General features: G+C 64.7%; 11 protein-coding genes. 6 read left to right on the plus strand and 5 right to left on the minus strand.

Features of this window, described 5'->3' with window-relative positions; translation table 11 throughout:
- Positions 1 to 163: 163 nt before the first annotated feature.
- The 3 genes from DI276_RS06945 to DI276_RS06960 all read left to right on the plus strand — a co-directional run bounded on the left by DI276_RS06945 (position 164) and on the right by DI276_RS06960 (position 6,783).
- Complete coding sequence (locus DI276_RS06945) at positions 164 to 2,539, plus strand: AAA family ATPase (RefSeq protein ID WP_157984562.1); 2,376 nt, start codon at positions 164 to 166, stop codon at positions 2,537 to 2,539.
- Positions 2,539 to 3,714, plus strand: coding sequence for an McrC family protein (locus DI276_RS06950; RefSeq protein ID WP_112262450.1), 1,176 nt, complete (start codon positions 2,539 to 2,541; stop codon positions 3,712 to 3,714). The genes DI276_RS06945 and DI276_RS06950 overlap by 1 nt, the downstream gene beginning before the upstream one ends.
- 2,292 nt (positions 3,715 to 6,006) lie before the next feature.
- Positions 6,007 to 6,783: an NPCBM/NEW2 domain-containing protein gene (locus tag DI276_RS06960; protein WP_112262451.1), complete on the plus strand. Its 777-nt coding sequence runs from the start codon at positions 6,007 to 6,009 to the stop codon at positions 6,781 to 6,783.
- Positions 6,784 to 6,961: 178 nt separating this feature from the next.
- On the opposite strand, the gene DI276_RS06965 is transcribed toward DI276_RS06960, so the two are convergent.
- Entirely contained in the window at positions 6,962 to 9,400 is a 2,439-nt protein-coding gene (locus DI276_RS06965) for a S8 family peptidase (RefSeq protein WP_157984563.1), read from the minus strand.
- A gap of 43 nt (positions 9,401 to 9,443) precedes the next feature.
- The gene (locus DI276_RS06975) at positions 9,444 to 10,421 is read right to left on the minus strand and encodes an AAA family ATPase (protein WP_112262454.1); all 978 of its coding nucleotides are present in this window, start codon (positions 10,419 to 10,421) and stop codon (positions 9,444 to 9,446) included.
- Positions 10,422 to 11,054: 633 nt separating this feature from the next.
- Here DI276_RS06975 and DI276_RS06985 point away from each other — a divergent pair.
- The 3 genes from DI276_RS06985 (at position 11,055) to DI276_RS06995 (ending at position 13,571) form a co-directional block, all read left to right on the plus strand.
- Complete coding sequence (locus DI276_RS06985) at positions 11,055 to 11,243, plus strand: hypothetical protein (RefSeq protein ID WP_112262456.1); 189 nt, start codon at positions 11,055 to 11,057, stop codon at positions 11,241 to 11,243.
- A 77-nt stretch (positions 11,244 to 11,320) separates the two neighbouring features.
- Positions 11,321 to 12,955 (plus strand): helix-turn-helix domain-containing protein, encoded by a 1,635-nt coding sequence (locus DI276_RS06990; RefSeq protein WP_112262457.1) that lies wholly within the window; start codon positions 11,321 to 11,323, stop codon positions 12,953 to 12,955.
- Between the two features lie 160 nt (positions 12,956 to 13,115).
- A complete protein-coding gene (locus DI276_RS06995) occupies positions 13,116 to 13,571 on the plus strand; it encodes a hypothetical protein (protein WP_157984564.1) in 456 nt (151 codons plus the stop codon).
- A 521-nt stretch (positions 13,572 to 14,092) separates the two neighbouring features.
- On the opposite strand, the gene DI276_RS07000 is transcribed toward DI276_RS06995, so the two are convergent.
- From DI276_RS07000 to DI276_RS07010, 3 genes are read right to left on the minus strand one after another with little or no spacing between them, the layout of a single operon-like run.
- Positions 14,093 to 14,725, minus strand: coding sequence for a DUF2637 domain-containing protein (locus tag DI276_RS07000; RefSeq protein WP_112262459.1), 633 nt, complete (start codon positions 14,723 to 14,725; stop codon positions 14,093 to 14,095).
- On the minus strand, positions 14,722 to 15,342 hold the full coding sequence (locus DI276_RS07005) for a helix-turn-helix domain-containing protein (protein WP_112262460.1): 621 nt from the start codon (positions 15,340 to 15,342) through the stop codon (positions 14,722 to 14,724). Before DI276_RS07005 ends, DI276_RS07000 begins: the two co-directional genes overlap by 4 nt.
- Complete coding sequence (locus tag DI276_RS07010) at positions 15,339 to 15,812, minus strand: hypothetical protein (RefSeq protein ID WP_157984565.1); 474 nt, start codon at positions 15,810 to 15,812, stop codon at positions 15,339 to 15,341. Before DI276_RS07010 ends, DI276_RS07005 begins: the two co-directional genes overlap by 4 nt.
- Positions 15,813 to 16,003: the final 191 nt, after the last annotated feature.

Genomic DNA, 16,003 nt, shown 5'->3' on the forward strand with positions numbered 1-16,003 from the left:
GCGGTGACGCGCGACGCCCATGGACCGCAAGTGACTGCAGGCCTACGAACCGGCCGGAAACCCCACCGTGACAAAGGATCCGCTGAGCGAGACGATCGTGGTCGGCTACGACGACCTCGGCCGGTAGGTCAGCCGTACCACGCGGATGAGGTGCGCGGCATGCGTGGCTCCAACGCGCGGGCGGTCATCGGAGCCGAACTGGACGCGGCCTACTTCCACCTGTACGGCGTGCCACACGACGACGTGGACTACATCATGGACACGTCCGCGCTTTCAAGAACAACGACCCGGAACGGTTCGTCCGCGCCAAGCGGGCGATCCTCGACATCTAGGACGCCATGGCCAAGTCCATCGAGACCGGCGAGCCATACCACACCAGGCTCGACCCGCCGCCCGGCCAAGGCCCACGTCACCCGGCCAAGGGAGTCCGCCAGTGACCTTCGCCGACCGCAACGCCCTTTACCTGCGCACCGCCATGGAAGTACTGCGAGAATCGGGCGGCCCATTAACCCGCAACGACGTAGCCGAACGGATCAGTGACCGGCTCGACCTGACCGAGGACGAGCTCATCCTGGACGAACGGGGCCGGGTCAAGTGGCGCGTCCAGATGGGGTTCCGAACCTCGGAAGCGGTGACGGTGGGCTGGCTGACCAAGGGCGGCGGCTCGTGGACCATCACCGAGGCGGGGTTGCAGGCGCTACTGGACTTTCCTGGCACCGAACTGCTGACCGAGCTTCGGCGCCTGTACCGAGCCCGCGGTCAGGCCGTGAGCAAGCGGCAGTATCGCGATCCGCGTTGGGCGACCGTCCTGAGCGCGCTGGAACTCGTCGGGCCGGGAAACTGGACCACCTACGGTGACCTGGCTGAGCTGGTCGGGATGTCGGGGCAGGCCATCGGCGGCTTCATGACAGAACATCCCACTACCAATGGGTACCGAGTCATGACGGTCAACGGCACCATCTCACCCAACTTCCAGTGGTGGGACCCGAACCGTACCGAGACACCGAGAGAGGTGCTTGAGGCCGAGGGCGTCGAGTTCGACGAACGTGGTCGTGCCAATCCCAGTCAGCGGCTCACGGTCGCCGACTTCCGGGAGCTGTTGGCCGATCTTCTTCCGCAGCCCACCAGCAAACGGGCGTGGTTGGTGCGTGGGTCCTCCGTGGAGGGCCGGGACCTGGTGCCGGTGTGGCTGCGCAAAGGGTCGGTGTCGCTGGCCGCTTCCGGGCTACGCGCCATCACGTTGCCGATCTCTCGTGCGGAGCTGAAGTCCTTCGTGGACGAGGACTACCAGCACAAGCCGTACTCCGCGCGTGAGGCCAAAGTGGCCGAGTTCGAGGCGTTCTGCAACGGGATGCGGGACGGCGACCTTGTACTCACCACCACCCAGGGCAAGACCTACGTGGGACGCATCACCGGTGACGCCGAGTATGTCAGCTCCTCCGACCAGCGCTCGAACCTTCGCCGCACCGTCGACTGGCTCAACGACACGCGTCCAGTGCCATTCGCCAAGCTGCCCGACCCGCTGCCCGCGATGTTGCACAACCAGTCCGACGTCGTGAACCTCACCGGGAACCTCGCCGCGGTGGAGGCGTTGTTGCACGACCTGGACGTCGATGTCGAAACCCCAGCGCCGGCTCCGCAGAAACCGCTCGAGTTCAAGCCAATCAGTCCCGAACTGGCCTATGAGCTGATGGTCGACCAGGCTTGGCTGCAGCGCCAGACCGACCTGCTGTGGCACCGACGCCAGCTGATCCTCTACGGACCACCCGGTACTGGAAAGACCTTCCTCGCCCGCAAGATCGCCCAGCACCTGGCCGAACCGAGCGCGGTCAAGCTCGTGCAGTTCCACCCGTCCTATACCTACGAGGACTTCTTCGAAGGCTTCCGCCCGATGCCGCGCGACGACGGGCAGCTGGCCTTCGAGCTGCGGCCCGGACCGTTCCGCGCGCTGGTCGACGACGCCCGCCAGCATCCGTCCGACCCATACATCCTGATCATCGACGAGATCAACCGAGCCAACCTCGCCAAGGTGTTCGGAGAGCTGTACTTCCTCCTCGAGTACCGCGACGACTCGATCAGCCTGCTGTACTCGACCGAGGCCGACTTCACCCTGCCGAAGAACGTGTTCGTGATCGGCACCATGAACACCACGGACCGGTCCATCGCGCTGGTCGACGCGGCGATTCGGCGCAGGTTCGCGTTCGTCGAGTTGCACCCCTCCCTGCCACCAACGCCAGGCCTGCTCCGCGAGTGGTTGCGGCGCCGCGACGAAGCTGGAGAGATCGTTTACCACGCCGATGCACCGGACCTGCTGGACGCGCTTAACCGCGCGATCGACGACCGCGACCTGGCCATCGGTCCTTCGTACCTGATGCACTCATACGTTTATCAGCGGCCGGATGCACTCGCTGAGGTGTGGGAGACATCGATCCTTCCGTTGCTGGAGGAGCATCATTACGGCAGCCCGCGCGAAGTGCTCGACCGATACCGTCTCGATGCCCTCCGCAAGACTCTCGACGCGCCGTCAACAGAGTCCTGATGCCCACCGTTGAGCTTGACGAGTTCGGCAGCTCGACCCACCCGCTCACAATCGAGCAGGGCCAGTGGCTCGCCCGTTCAGGGACAGTCTCGGCCGCACCTTCCGCGCTGATACCGGGCCACTGGGATGTTTCGGCCCGTGGCAAGGTAGGCGCTGCCCGGATCGGCGATGTCGAGCTCTGGATTCGTCCGAAGCTCGACATCGCCCGGCTGCTGTTCATGGTCGGTTACGCGATCGATCCGAAAGGATGGCGTGACGACGAGATCGCCATGGCCATCGGCGATGATCTGGTGCCCGCGGTCGCCAACGCCCTGTGGCGGCAGACCGAACGGGCGGTGCGCCAGGGATTGCTCCAGGGATATCGCGAAATCGAAGAAACCACGTACGTTCTCCGCGGTCGGCTGCGAGAGTCTGATCAACTCCGCCGACATCACGGACGCGTGATACCCATGGAACTGCGACACGACGATTTCACCATGGACATCGCGGAGAACCAGATCCTGCTGGCAGCGATCACACGGATGCTCGCGGTTCCCCGAGTAGATCAGCGATCTCGGCACCGACTGACGGCGCTGCGCCTGCGGCTTGCGGACGTGACCACTCTCGTTCGCGGTGCACGACTGCCGAGTTGGCGGCCGAACCGGCTCAACGCCCGCTACCACACAGCTCTTCGACTCGCGGAGATCGTCTGGCAGGCCACCTCACCCGAGCACGCGCCCGGCGCCGTGAACACCACCGGTCTCCTGTTCGACCTCGCCAAGATCTTCGAGGACTTCGTCACGGTCGCACTCGTCGAGTCGCTACCGACGCACTCCTCCGGCACCGCACACCGTCAGTACCCGTGCTCGCTCGACGAGGCCGCTGCCGTGCGAATGAAGCCCGACCTGGTGTGGCGCGCTGGTGGCGTCGCCGCAGCTGTCGTGGATGCCAAGTACAAGCAGGAGAAACCAGAGGGTTATCCCAATGCGGACCTGTACCAGATGCTGGCCTACTGCACCTCGCTCGGACTCCGCCGCGGCCACCTTGTCTACGCCAAAGGAAACGGTCTGCCAGCACTGCATGCGGTACGACGTGGTGGTGTGGAGATCGTCTGCCACGCATTGGACCTGACGCTGAAGCCGACGGAGCTGTTGAACCAGATCGACAGACTCGCCGCGGAACTGACCGGCACGTAGGAAGCGCTTTGTGAGGATGACGCGTGTTTCGCCGAGCGGCGCACCACGACTTCGTCTGTAACGGCATCGCCAGCTTGTTCGCCGCCTTCGGCATCGCCGAGCAAGCGACCTCGGTCCCGGCCATGGCTCGGCCGGACCGCCGTCCCCTGATCGGACCACGAGCCGAACTGCTTCCGGTGTCGTCTCGATGTTCGACGACACCGGCCGACGTTACTGGTACATGAATGTGTGCTCGAGCGGCTTCCATGACGGTGTCGGAGGAGTGCGGACCGTCGTAGGACCAGGTCTGGCCGGCGAGCTCACGACCATCAAGTTCGGTGGTGTTCATGCTGTTGCGCCTTCCTGATTGTCGGTCCGGCGGTCGGCGATGCGGTCCTGTGGGTGCTCGCCGAGCGCGTCGACGTCGGCCAGGCCGGCGTGGTGGGTCTGTGTTATCGCTTGGCCGATGGCAGCGCTGAGGTGGTCGCAGCCCGCGGATTCGAAGTCACCGCGGACTCCGCATCCTGGCCGGCTCGGTCATACCGACGGCTGCCGTGGTGCTGCGGCGCGGCGGAGCCGTTGGCGATCGCGTGCCCGGCCGGGCACCGGCAGGTCGAACCACACGGGATCGGCGAGCCTCCAGTGGTAAGTGCCGGACTCGTGTTGGCCCAGGCGTGCCTGCGGAGTTGGCTCGGTCGTGGCGCAGGCTTCGACGGAGGCGTCCGCGTCGGACCCGGCGGACTGATCACCTGCAGGTCAGGCGCCTCTTGGTGTCGATCGTGCCGACGTCGGTGTCGCCGCGACAGAGTTCCGCACCAACCTCTACACCGCGCCGACCACGCAACGTGTCGCGATCTTGATCGTCTACTGCGGAGTCGGCAGTATCTACGTCGGTTACACCGCCCTCATGCTCTGGCGGGCGGCTCACCATCTGTCCGGCTGGATTGCACTCCCTGCCGTTCTCTACTCGGGCCTACTCGTCGCAATCGCGCTCTCGTGGCGCCGCAGCACGGCGGGTCATGATGTTCGTGATCTTTCTACGGCGACGCCATAACGTCGCATGCCGCGTGCTGAGAAATTCTCAACGATGAGGAATATCTCGGGGATGGAATTGGGTCGGTGGGGCGTCATGCGTCGATCTTGGATCATGGAATGCCGGAGTCTGGCTCATCGGTCGCTGGCAGTGACAAAGGTTGATCTTGCGTCCAGCGCGGCCTTGTGTCAGGCGACGCTGCAGCCCCGAACGGCAGTCGATTGCGGTCGCGAGGCATGGCCCGACTCCGAGGTTACATCGAAGGTAATTAGGTGCTGGTGGGTCTAACTTCTTTGGCGAGTTGGTCGGGCTGGCTTCTGTTCGCCGACTCTGTGATCGACACGCCGGGCTGGGTCGTCGGCCAGGCAGTTCATCGCCTCGTTCGCCCTGTGCTCTGCGATACCGACGTCCAAGTCATGAGGATTGAGGCTGGGTGATCTGAGAAAGCATTTCCGTCCGGTCTATATCCAATGCAATGGAATACTTATGTGCCGCCGTAACGCACTGAACAACGTGGCGCCACCTGATACCCTGGCCGCTCATCTCGTCCTCGCGGCAATCCGCACCGACCCCTGTGGGCCTGGAGGAGCTGGGTTGAACGGAACCTGCAAAGCTTAATCTCGTGTCGTGACTGCGGTTCAGCTTGTTGCAGGGGCACGGTGGCGTGCTCGGCTGTTCACTCCTGACGTGATGGGCGTGGTGGCGATCTTGGACGATAGGGATTCGGCAGGGGATTGATGTACGACTTCGGTTTGCATCTCGAAAATTTCTCTCAAGGCAGATCGCGCCGTTTTTGGTGGTGCGGGTAGTGGCCTTGGAGTCGTTCATGTTGCTAGGCGCGGCTGGTGGGTCATTCCGCGGACTCATCGACCTGTACGGCCAGTTGATGCGGTGGCATACCGCTCGCCGTGAACATCGAGCCCGCCGGGTGCGGACGCGACGCACGACCCACTCGATGCCGCCGTCGTTGACTGACTACGTCGACGCCATCCCGGAAGCGATCGCCTTCGTAGTACACGCACTCTTGGGAGCTGGGGCTGCGGCTTTGTTTGGCGGGACCGGTCAGGTGAGCGGTGCCTATGCGGCGGTATTGGTGGGGGCGTCGGCACCGGCGTTGCTGATGCAAATTGGCCAGCTGAAGAGTGTCAAGGATGTCGTAGGCGGAGGAGTGGCCGTGACGGGCGACGCGGTTGCAGACGAGGTCAGGCGAAGACCACGTCAGGCCCCATCGCGAGGTTCGTCCAGCGGGGAACCCGCACTCCGCGTTACTGGGGCATCCGATGAAGGGTGAGTTGGCTTGGGGGCGCATCGCGAGCCACATCTTCGGGCTCAACCGGCACACTGTTGCTTCGATGCCGCAGCGTGCCAGCGTTAGGCACAGCCTTGCACGCAGATGTGTCGCTGCGATTCTGGGTGTCGAACTGGCGATGCACGTGAACAGGCCCTGCTCGCAGGAGGCGCATGACCGTAGCGAAAAGGGCGATGCGGCCGAAAACTACTTAACTCGAAAGTGGGAGCGTCGCTATTCGTGGGCGGCGGCCATTGTTGCAGCAGTTATGTTTCCATTAGCTGCCGCAGGCTGGTCGTTCCAACTGTATTATCAGTCTCAGCTTGTTCAGATGGATGCGTCGCTAGGTAGCTCGGGACCGCACTCCGAGGAGTATCTCGGTGATCTTAGTCCTTCGGCGGGAAGTCGGCTTGTCTCGGAGTTCGTTACGTTTTCAGATCTTCCGCTAAAGGACTTCCTGGTGGCCCGACTCGCGGACAACTGCCTTGATGTAAATTTCACCGAATATGACTTGGGTGGAAAGTTTTCCTCCTTCTCTGCCGTTGTGGGCGTCACTGATCATTCAGCCGATGCTCAGACAACGGTTGAGGTGAAATTGCTTGTCGACGCGCGCCCGGTTGAAACTGTCCTTGTAAGCAGAGAGAGTGCAGCCTTGGTCCGTGCCGATGTCGCCGCCGTCAAACGGCTGACCATCCAATGGCGCCAAGTTCAGCCTGCTGTCTGCGGTGCGAACTATCTGGCTTTCGGTAATGCGGGTTTGGGCCTCTAAAACCGGAGAGCTCTCCGACCGCAGCCGCATCTCGACACACATCATCGAAAAGCTCGAGAAGGCTCACCGCTGAACTCATCTGTGATCGGCGAGAAGTCGTCACGGGCCTTCGCATCCTGATCAGCGTCGCCGCCGTGTGCTGGCGGATATGAAACCGGATCGGCAACCGGCCGTGCCTTTACTGCCCAGGCGAAACTGGAACGCGAGCGGCGACCTGCTGTTGGACCTGGGCGTAGACATCGACGGCGAGTTCGGGAGCCACCCAGAGAGATAGAGCAACAGCGAAGTCGACACGCTCACCGTGAAGGCCGCCTGCCTGCTCTTTGCAATGCACTGTGAGGTTGAGGTCAGTTCCAATGCCAACACCGACGGCCTTGGTCACTTCCCAGACTGTGTGCTGCAGTGTGCCGCGTTTTGGGCGATCTCCGCCCACGTCGACTGCAGTGCCGAGATTGGTCAAGCCGCTCGGCTGTGAGAAGTCCAGCGCGGCACATCGGTATTGGCGGTGCCTCCAGTTGACTGGCGACAACCACGCGAGAGTTCCGATAACCCGTTTGACTCCGCGCTGATGGAGCCCGTCCGGGAGTGGAAATGACAGGGTGCGCTGCTCGTTGGCGCCGATATCATCCACGAACAGGATGCTGGCTTCGTGCGGTTCGCACCCACCTGCGAGGTCTCGCAACACCACGCCATAGCCATGGGCGTACGGCTGGAGGGCCTCATCGGCGAGAAGATCATTTGGCACCCTGGCGGAATGTGCGACGAGTGCCTTCGTCGCAACGGCCAGTTCGGACCGCGTCAGGGTCCGGTTCGTGATACCGAGTACGGCGTCGACCGCCCTTGCGGCCGCCCGAGACACGGCCGCTGCCGCGGGGCTCGTGCCCACTGTGAAGACTTCCGCACCCCCAGGTGAGGCCACCTTGATACCAGGGCCGTAGGCGGATTGCGGTGCTGGGCGTGGTTCCGTTTCGGTGGGCGTTATCGGCGACTGGAAGAGCGTTCTCCCGCCGGGCGCGAGCAGGTCCGGTTTGACGGATCGCCGGTGTCCAGCGCCGAGTGCGCTTGCCGGATTGACGATGAGCTCGCCGTCGGCCGGATCGAAGCGGTACCCGAGGTGCACTGCTCCTGCACCGTCAGAGTTCAGCGCACCGATGGTCAGGGCATTGAGGGAGTCGCCAGGTGAGAGAAGACTGCGGCGTGGCACGGCATCGGCCACGAGTGCGTTCACCGCTTTAGCCCGTGCGGCACCAGTCAGTGAGGACAACCCGTTGGTTCCCGACGGGACAGTCAGCGAGCGGTGGTTGCCGGCAGAGACAATCACCACCACGCCATAGGTGGCACTGAGCCAATCGATGGTGCGGGCCCACGACGACAGCACACCGTCGAACGGCGCGGCGGGGTCGCCTACCGACAGGTTGATGACCACGACCGAATCACCGCTCGGGCCGACAGTGCCGTCACCCTCAAAGAGTTCGCGGAAGACACGGCGCATGAGATCGGGCGCTAGTTCGGCGTCGCGTAGCTCCTCCACGCGGTCCTGCGTGTCAAGCGCCGGCGTGAGGATCGGGCGCACCAGGATCGGACGCGCGGCGGCAGATGTGGAGTCGGACAAATCGCCCCAAACGCATACAGAGGCCATCGCCGTGCCGTGACGCCGAAGTTCGGTTTCGGAAGCGGTGTCAGAGGCAAGATCGTCCGGGTCGAAGACGATTACGCGACCGGCGAGCAGCGGGTGGTTGGCAACGGGAACTCCGTCCAGAACGCAGAGTACGGGCTCTCCTGCGGGAGGTGCGGAGTCTGGAAGTGACCTCGCGGGAGTCGCATCGGAAAAGGAGACGGACTGCGTGGTTGCTCGCAGATACATCACGTGACTTGACTTCACGGCCGCGACAGCGTCGAAGTTGCCAGTCGCCAGCTGCTGAAGCAGGTCGAGCGGGACTGTGCACTTCATCCCGTGGTAGCCGACCTCTTCGATCTGTGCCGCCGATACAACCCGTCCGCCGGATTCGACGACGAGGGCAGACACTTCGCTCTCGGCCTTCAGGCGCAGAGACGCCGAACGGCGGTACCAGAGTTCGATCTCAACGGTGTGCTCGCCTGGCAACATGCCGCTCAGCGCGGCAGCCAGTTCTGCAATCCGAATACGGTCCTGAGGCCCCCATGGGCGAACGTCCTTGAGATGCTCGAAGAGATTGCGCAGCGGTGCGTAGCCTGCGCTTACCTGTCCGGTGCGCTGCCACTGCCGCCACTGGCCAAGGATGTTCGCCTTCGACTGCTCGTTGATGCACACGGCATGAAGGCAACCGGTTACCGGCAACTGTTGGGCGACCGTCTTCCGCGGAAAGTCAGGGTCGGGATCATAGTCGCGCTCGACCTCTGTGAGAATTTCGAGTCCCGCGAGTTCTGCGACTCTGGCCAGGTCGACTCGCTCATCGACAGCTTCGAACACGACCACCAGCTGCGGGTCACTCGCTCCGAGGGACTGAGTCAGAGTTGCCTGCTCAGAGAACGCTTCGTCGAGGCCCTGGAACTGACCACTGAGTCGAGTTCCTTGCCGGCTTCTTGATGGAAGATCGACCTTGGAGCTTGCCCTGGCAGTGGGTGCGAACGATGCCACCGGCCCGACCTGACCCCACAACACAGGCCTCTCGACGCCTCCGTCAGTCACCGGCTTCCGGCTTCGCTCGATGGCTCCAGGACTTCAACAGGCGTTCGGTGACAGCCTCCGGATCGGAATCGAAACCGTCGAGAATCTGACGCCGCTGCACGTCCGAGGCGAAGTCCTCCAGCTCCGCGTAACTCACATCCCGAAGGCGATCTGCGATCGTTCGTTCGGATTTCCCGAGCTTCACGCCTGTGCGGGCTGCCCAGGCCCGGAGCCACTCGATCTTCCCTTCGCGGCTAGCACTGGGCAGGGAAAGCCGGAGCTGCATCCGTCGCCAGACAGCGCGGTCCAGAAGTTCCGCATGGTTCGTTGCCGCGACCACGATGACATGGCTTGGAAGCCGGTCAACCTGGAGCAGGAGCGAACTCACGACTCGTTTGATTTCGCCGGTCTCGTGAGTGTCGCCTCGCTCCTTTGCCACTGCGTCGAACTCGTCGAAGAACAAGACACAGGGACGGATGCGGACTGCGGAGAACAACGCCTCCAGTCTGCTGGCCGTTTCGCCGAGGAAGGAACCGATGAGGCCCTCGTAGCGAACGGTCAACAGGGGGACAGCCACCTCTGTTGCGATGGCCTCCGCCAACGACGTCTTACCGCTACCAGGCGGACCTTCGAGGAGTACGCGGTGGCGCGGCTCCACCCCATGGCTTCGGAGCAAATCGCGGCGATGGTGCTCCTCAATAAGATCCGTTACGGCATGCCGGACCACCGTCGGGAGCACGAGCTCGTTCAGCCGCCGGAGCGGCTCCGTCTCGTGGAGCAGTCCTGCTGACTCTCGAGGCCGTGTGAGCGGGGACACGGAGGAACCTGGGTTACGACGACGAGTGAGGGCCTCGGCCAGCTGTGAAGCGAGCACGCTGTGCTTCTTGGCGTTCTCTTCAGCGATGAGTGCCTCCGCGGCACGGCGAAACGCCAGCTCATCGTTGCCAACACCGGACTGGACCAGCGCGACGAGCAAGTCTCCGCGCGCCATGATCCTTCCTTCCTTTCGTCCGCTGCGTCATTGTCGCAGAATCAAGGTCTTCTTGGGGGAACCGGGATGCCTAGATCGAGGTCAGATAGCGCGATCGCATCGAGCTGTCCTGCGCGGCACCAGGGCCAGTACCTTGACCAACATTGTCACTGCCGCTGCGGTGCTGATCAGCACCAGCACCACGATCACCAAGGCCGGCCGCCACCAGATTGCGCCACCTCGTGGTCATCTCACCAGATGATCATCGCGCGGCTGGGCGAACATGGGCCTAGCAAGGTCACCCGCTGATGACATCGCGCATTGATGTGTCGTGAGTTGACAGCCGATCGTGGCATGGTCCAGAAGCCTGGCATCGCGTGAATGAGCGACTACCAGCCATCCGCATTGGAGTCGGTTCCGTGGCTGGGCTGGGCTGGTCGGTGTCGGGCTGGTCGAGGTTGTCGAGTTGTCGCTGTACCCGTTCGGTGTCGGTGTCGCGGCCTTGTTGCTGGTACAGCTCCAGCGCCTCTCGCCACGCTGCGCGAACTTGGTCGTGCTGGCCGAGGGCGGCGTGGGGTGGCCGAGGCCGTCGAGGATGTTGGCAACCTCGGAGGTGTGGCCGCCGGTGCGGCGCAGTGCTAGGGCCTGCTGGTAGTGGTCGATGGCCTGGTGTCGGAGGCCGGTGCGCGGATCGGTGGATCGGGAGACGCGCGGACGCCACGGCCGAGGGTACGGCTCGCTCACGACCTGTTGGTGTCGCTGTACGGGCGCGGCTCGTTGGAGCCGTTGGAGCTCAAGGGTGACGTGCGGGTGTTCGACCAGTTCGTGGCCTGGGAGACGTAATGATCGGCGATCGCCGATCAACGTGTTTGCCTGAACCGGTGGTTGCCGTGAGACGCGCCTGCTAAGACAGATGGGTCATGGCTGACGGCACCCGCCCGCGAGATCTCGCCGGCCACCTCGAACAGCTCAAGGTGGCCAGCGGTCTGACCTATGAGGGCATCGGGCGGAAGGTTCACCTGAGCAAGTCCGCGGTGCACCGGTACTGCAGGGGGTCGAGCACGCCACGCGAGTTCGCGATCGTGGAGCGCATCGCGTCGACGTGTGGCGCCAGTCGAAGCGAAATGGCTGCGCTGCACCGCTTGTGGCTCGACGCGACAGCGCCTCCTGACGACATCGCCGAGGTGGAACCGGCTCCCCCGCTCGCTCGCGCCGACCTTCCCGCCTCACCGGGGAGGACCCGGTTCCAGCGCCGACTCGCCGCGGGGGTGGTCGGTGCGTCGGCAGCGCTGCTCCTCGTCGCGAGCGCACCCGGTAGGCCCGACGTCGCCGAGGAACCAGCGCAGCAGTGGATCTCCGGACCGGCGTGGACGTTGCCGGCCGCGCCGGTCCCGAGCACGTTGTTCGGGGTCACGATCAACAGTGGCACGGGGGCGATGCCTTCGTTCCGGGTCGGCGCCGTCCGGCTCTGGGACAGCGGGACGCGGTGGTCTGAGATGCAGCGCCGGCGGGGTGAGTTCGACTGGTCCGCGGCGGATCGGCTGGTGAACGGCGCGGAGAAGGCCGGGGTACCGCCGCTGTTCGTCTTCGGCAGCACCCCGAGGTGGGCCAACCCCGCTGCGCCCGCCGGTCCGTATTCCGACGGCACACCGTCGCCGCCGGCCGACCTCGATGACTGGGAGACGTTCGTCCGTGCCGTGGTGGACCGCTACCGAGGGCGGATCGAGGCGTACGAACTGTGGGTCCTGGCCAACGACCAGAGGTTCTACGCGGGCAGCGTCGAGACCCTGGTCGAGATGGTCCGCCGCGCGAGCGCCATCGTCCGGGCCGGCGACCCGGAAGCGACGATCGCCTGCCCTGGGATGGGGCAGCTGTGGACCACCGAGGGCGTTTCGTTCTTCCGCCGGTTCGCTGAGCTCGGCGGGTACGACCACTGCGATGTCGCGAGCGTCAAGCTGTTCCAGCGTCAGGCGTCCGACCCACCGGAAACGATGCTGGAGCTCATTGCCTCGATCGACCGGGTCATGCACGAGACCGGGGTGAACCCGAAGGTGTGGAACACCGGGACCACCTACTCCATCACGTCACAGCCGCGGCTCGACGAGACCACCGCCCGCAATTACGCCGTGCGGTTCTTCCTGGTGGGCCTTTACGCACGGAAGAGCAACCTCGAGCGCATGTACTTCTACAACTGGGGCGGCACGAAGATCCCCCTCGTGCTCCAGCCCGTCGGTGGGGCACCGACCAACGCGGCCCTCGCGGTGGAGCGGTTGCAGCACTGGCTCCGCGACGCCCACAGCCGTTCCTGCGCTCACGGAGAACCCGCGGGCCTGCCGGGCAACGTTTTCCAGTGCGACTTCACCGTCCGGGAGTCCGACCGGAGCTACGACGCGACGATCAGGTGGACCGACAAGGGGACCGCGTCCGTCGTGGCGAGCAAGGACGTGGAGTCGATCCACCGCCTCGACGGGAACGTCACGGCGGCACGTCCCGGCGACGTCATCACCCTCACGGAGGAGCCCGTGCTGATCACCGCGAAGGCTGCACAGCGTTGATCTCCGGCGCTCTCGCCGGCGTCCCAGGGAATCCCGTTTCCGCAGCTCAGAGTCCCGGACTCGTCCCGCTCGTCCCAGATCCGGCGCACCCCCTTGAGACGCTCGCACCGGTGGATCCAAGCTGCGTTCGACGGACACCACACAACCCCAGGGGGAGCAAGTGATCCGACGACCGATCAAAACAAGGATGCTCGGCATCGCCGCGCTGGCCGCGTTCATGACCGCTCAGCTGATCGCGCCCTCCAGCGCTTCCGCGGGCACCTGCAGGACTCCCGGCTGCGGTGGCAGCGTCTCCAACGGGACCGGCGGCACGATCGCCGTCACCAACTGCTGGAAGACCGGCGGATTCGCCTACGGCGAGAAACACCCGTGCATGACCAACGGGTGGAATCTGTACGCCGACAACGCCGGCGTTCGCCTGGGCCCGTACGACACTTCCGACGGCTATTACTACTACTACGACGTCGACGGGTTCCGGGTGTACAGCGGATGCACCGTCTCCGGATATTGGCAGGGAGGCAGCGTCTTCTCCTACTACCGCAGCCCCAGCCAGTCGCCGATGTGGGTGCGCATCGCCGGGCTAGGCCGGGCGAACATCACCAGGATCGCCTGCTAGCTAGTGGCGCGTCTCGGAACGTTGGCGAGGTAATCCACGCTCAGCAGAGCACCTCGGGCACCGCCCCCACGCCCCCGTACCACCAGTACGAGGACGTGGGGGCGGCACCATGATGCACCCGTCTGACTGCGAATTCCCCCGGCAGCGTCCCGAGCCACACCACTAGCTGCTCGTACGGTTGGAGTCCTCAGGTGTTGTGAACGGGTCGCCCTCAATGGTGGTGTTGAGCCCAGTACCCGAGTTCGACGGTTTCGAACGCCCGCTCATCGGCAGTAGCGGACGTCTTAGGCGCGTCTGGCCGGATCGCAGGCTTAGTTCGGAGCCGCCAGCCGGGACCGTTTGACTTGCGGCTGATGTTGTTGTTGTTCAAGGCCGAGTGGCGTTGGTCGGCCTTGGCTGGCGGCGTCGATGTGCACTGGTGGACCGAGTTGGTGAGGGCTCGCCAGCGAGCTCCAGTGAGTGCTGTGCAGGGGTGCGCTCGCGACTCGGGCCAGATCTTGGATCGCTCCGCATGAGGCCGCCTATGTAAGCGCAGCAGTTGGCTTGGCTCGGCTTATGGCCAGCAGGGCGAATCCGGAGATCACCATGAGGCCGTCGAGCACCAGGGGTCCGACGGCCGCAGCCAGTGGTTCGTAGTGCCAGGCGATGAGGACGTCTCGGAGGTGGCCGTAGGAGATGATCGCGGATCCAAGAGCGACCACGCCGATACCGCCAAATCGAGCGAGGATCCAGAACCAGCCACGTGGCCAGCGGACTCGAGAGAGCACCTCGATCGACAGCAGCAGCCCGATGGGCCAGACTGCGGCTCCGATCTGTGGTGCCAGGCCTGGCGACCAGCCGGCGGGCTGGTGTTGGGCTGGTAGCCAGGTACTGAGCACGTTGGCTGCGATGGACATGATCGAGCCGAAGACGAAGCCTGCCCACGCCACGAGAAGACCACCGGCGGTGCCGGGCGCGGACTGGCGCTGGATCGCGGTTTCGCCAGGGCTGGTGTCGTCTGGCGCCAGCTCCGCCAGGACTTTGCGGACGGCGTGGTCGGTGGCGCCGGTCAGGCGGACCAGGGTGGGACGGCCTGGCGCGGGGCGGCCCTGGGCGAGAGCTTCGTCCAGGGCCTGCCGGATCCGGAGTGCGAGATCCCCGTTGGTGGCGGTCACCGGTGTGCCTCCGTCGCGAGCACGCCGCGGGGGTGGCAGCGAGGGCAGAAGTTTGAGCGAGACCTCTCCGCGTCGAGCCAGACGACCCGGGCTGAGATGGGATCGCTGGGGCGGGCGTCGCATTGACCGCAGGGCCGTTGCGGATCGCGTGCGGGACGGTTCCCTGGACGGTTAGGGACGGTTCGGGGGCAGCCATTGCCCCTCGTGCCGGGCCTATTTGCCCCCCGCTCCTGCGGCGTTTGCCCCTCGTGCTGGTCGACGGGAGGCAGTGTTTGCCCCTCGTGAGGCACGTTGTCCACAGCTCGGTTGAAAGGTCGTAGCGCTAGGTCGTAGCCCTTGGGCCTTCGGTCTGCGCGCTTGATGTGCGCGGCGACGATGTCCGGATCGGACGGTCGGATGAGCGTGAGTTCTTCGAGGGTTCGCAGCGCGTAGCGGACGGTGCGTTCGGACAGACGGGTGTAGTGCACGAGGGTGTCGAGTGAGGGGAAGGCGTTGTCTCCGTTGGGGCCGGCGTGGTTGGCCAGCCCGATGAGAACCGCGGCGAGGCTGGAGGCGTCGCGCCGGTCTCGTGGGATCGGTGCGTCGTTGAGGGCCCAGTTGATCGCTTCGATGCTCACCAGGACGCCGCCTCGGCGAGGTGGTGCAGCGCGGTGGCTTCAGCGTCGGTGAACCCGAACCTGCCGGTCTTGTGTCGCAGGTCGTTCTGGTTAGCAACCCAGGTGTGGAAGCCGTCCTTGGCCTGCAGTTCGGTCATGCCGATCGCGTCGCTGATCACTGACCAGGAGTTCACGCCGTCGGTGCCGGTGCGCAGCAGCTGGGCCACGACGCACCAGCGACCGGAGATCACTTCACGGGCAATGCTGGTGGCGTACACGAGTTCGCTGAGCAGATCGTCAACCGCTGGCGGGCACTGATAGGTAGCCATCGCAAGAAGGCTTCGCGTCCGTGCCGCGGACCATTGCTCGATCATTTCCTCGAGCGGCTGGTCAGGCACGTCGAGCAGGCTTCGAATCGCTTCGGCTTTCACAGCGTCATGTCCGCAGCGCGTGGTGTCGGCGGGCGTGTGGCTGTGTTTTGTATTGCGCATGTGCGGGAGACCTCCGAGGTCTGATGCCCAGCCTCGGCGCGTGCGGGATGGCTGCCGAGGCTTGTTTGGGATCTGGCTGGCCGGTCCGGTGCGGACCGCGGAGGTCTGTCTGGGGCTGCCCGAATGGGTGCCCTGAGGGTGCCCGGACGTTCATGAACGGCACGGACGCCTATGGACTGTGTGGACGCTAT

The sequence above is a fragment of the Lentzea terrae genome (assembly GCF_003265345.1).
GTDB classification, from domain to species: Bacteria; Actinomycetota; Actinomycetes; order Mycobacteriales; family Pseudonocardiaceae; genus Lentzea; species Lentzea terrae.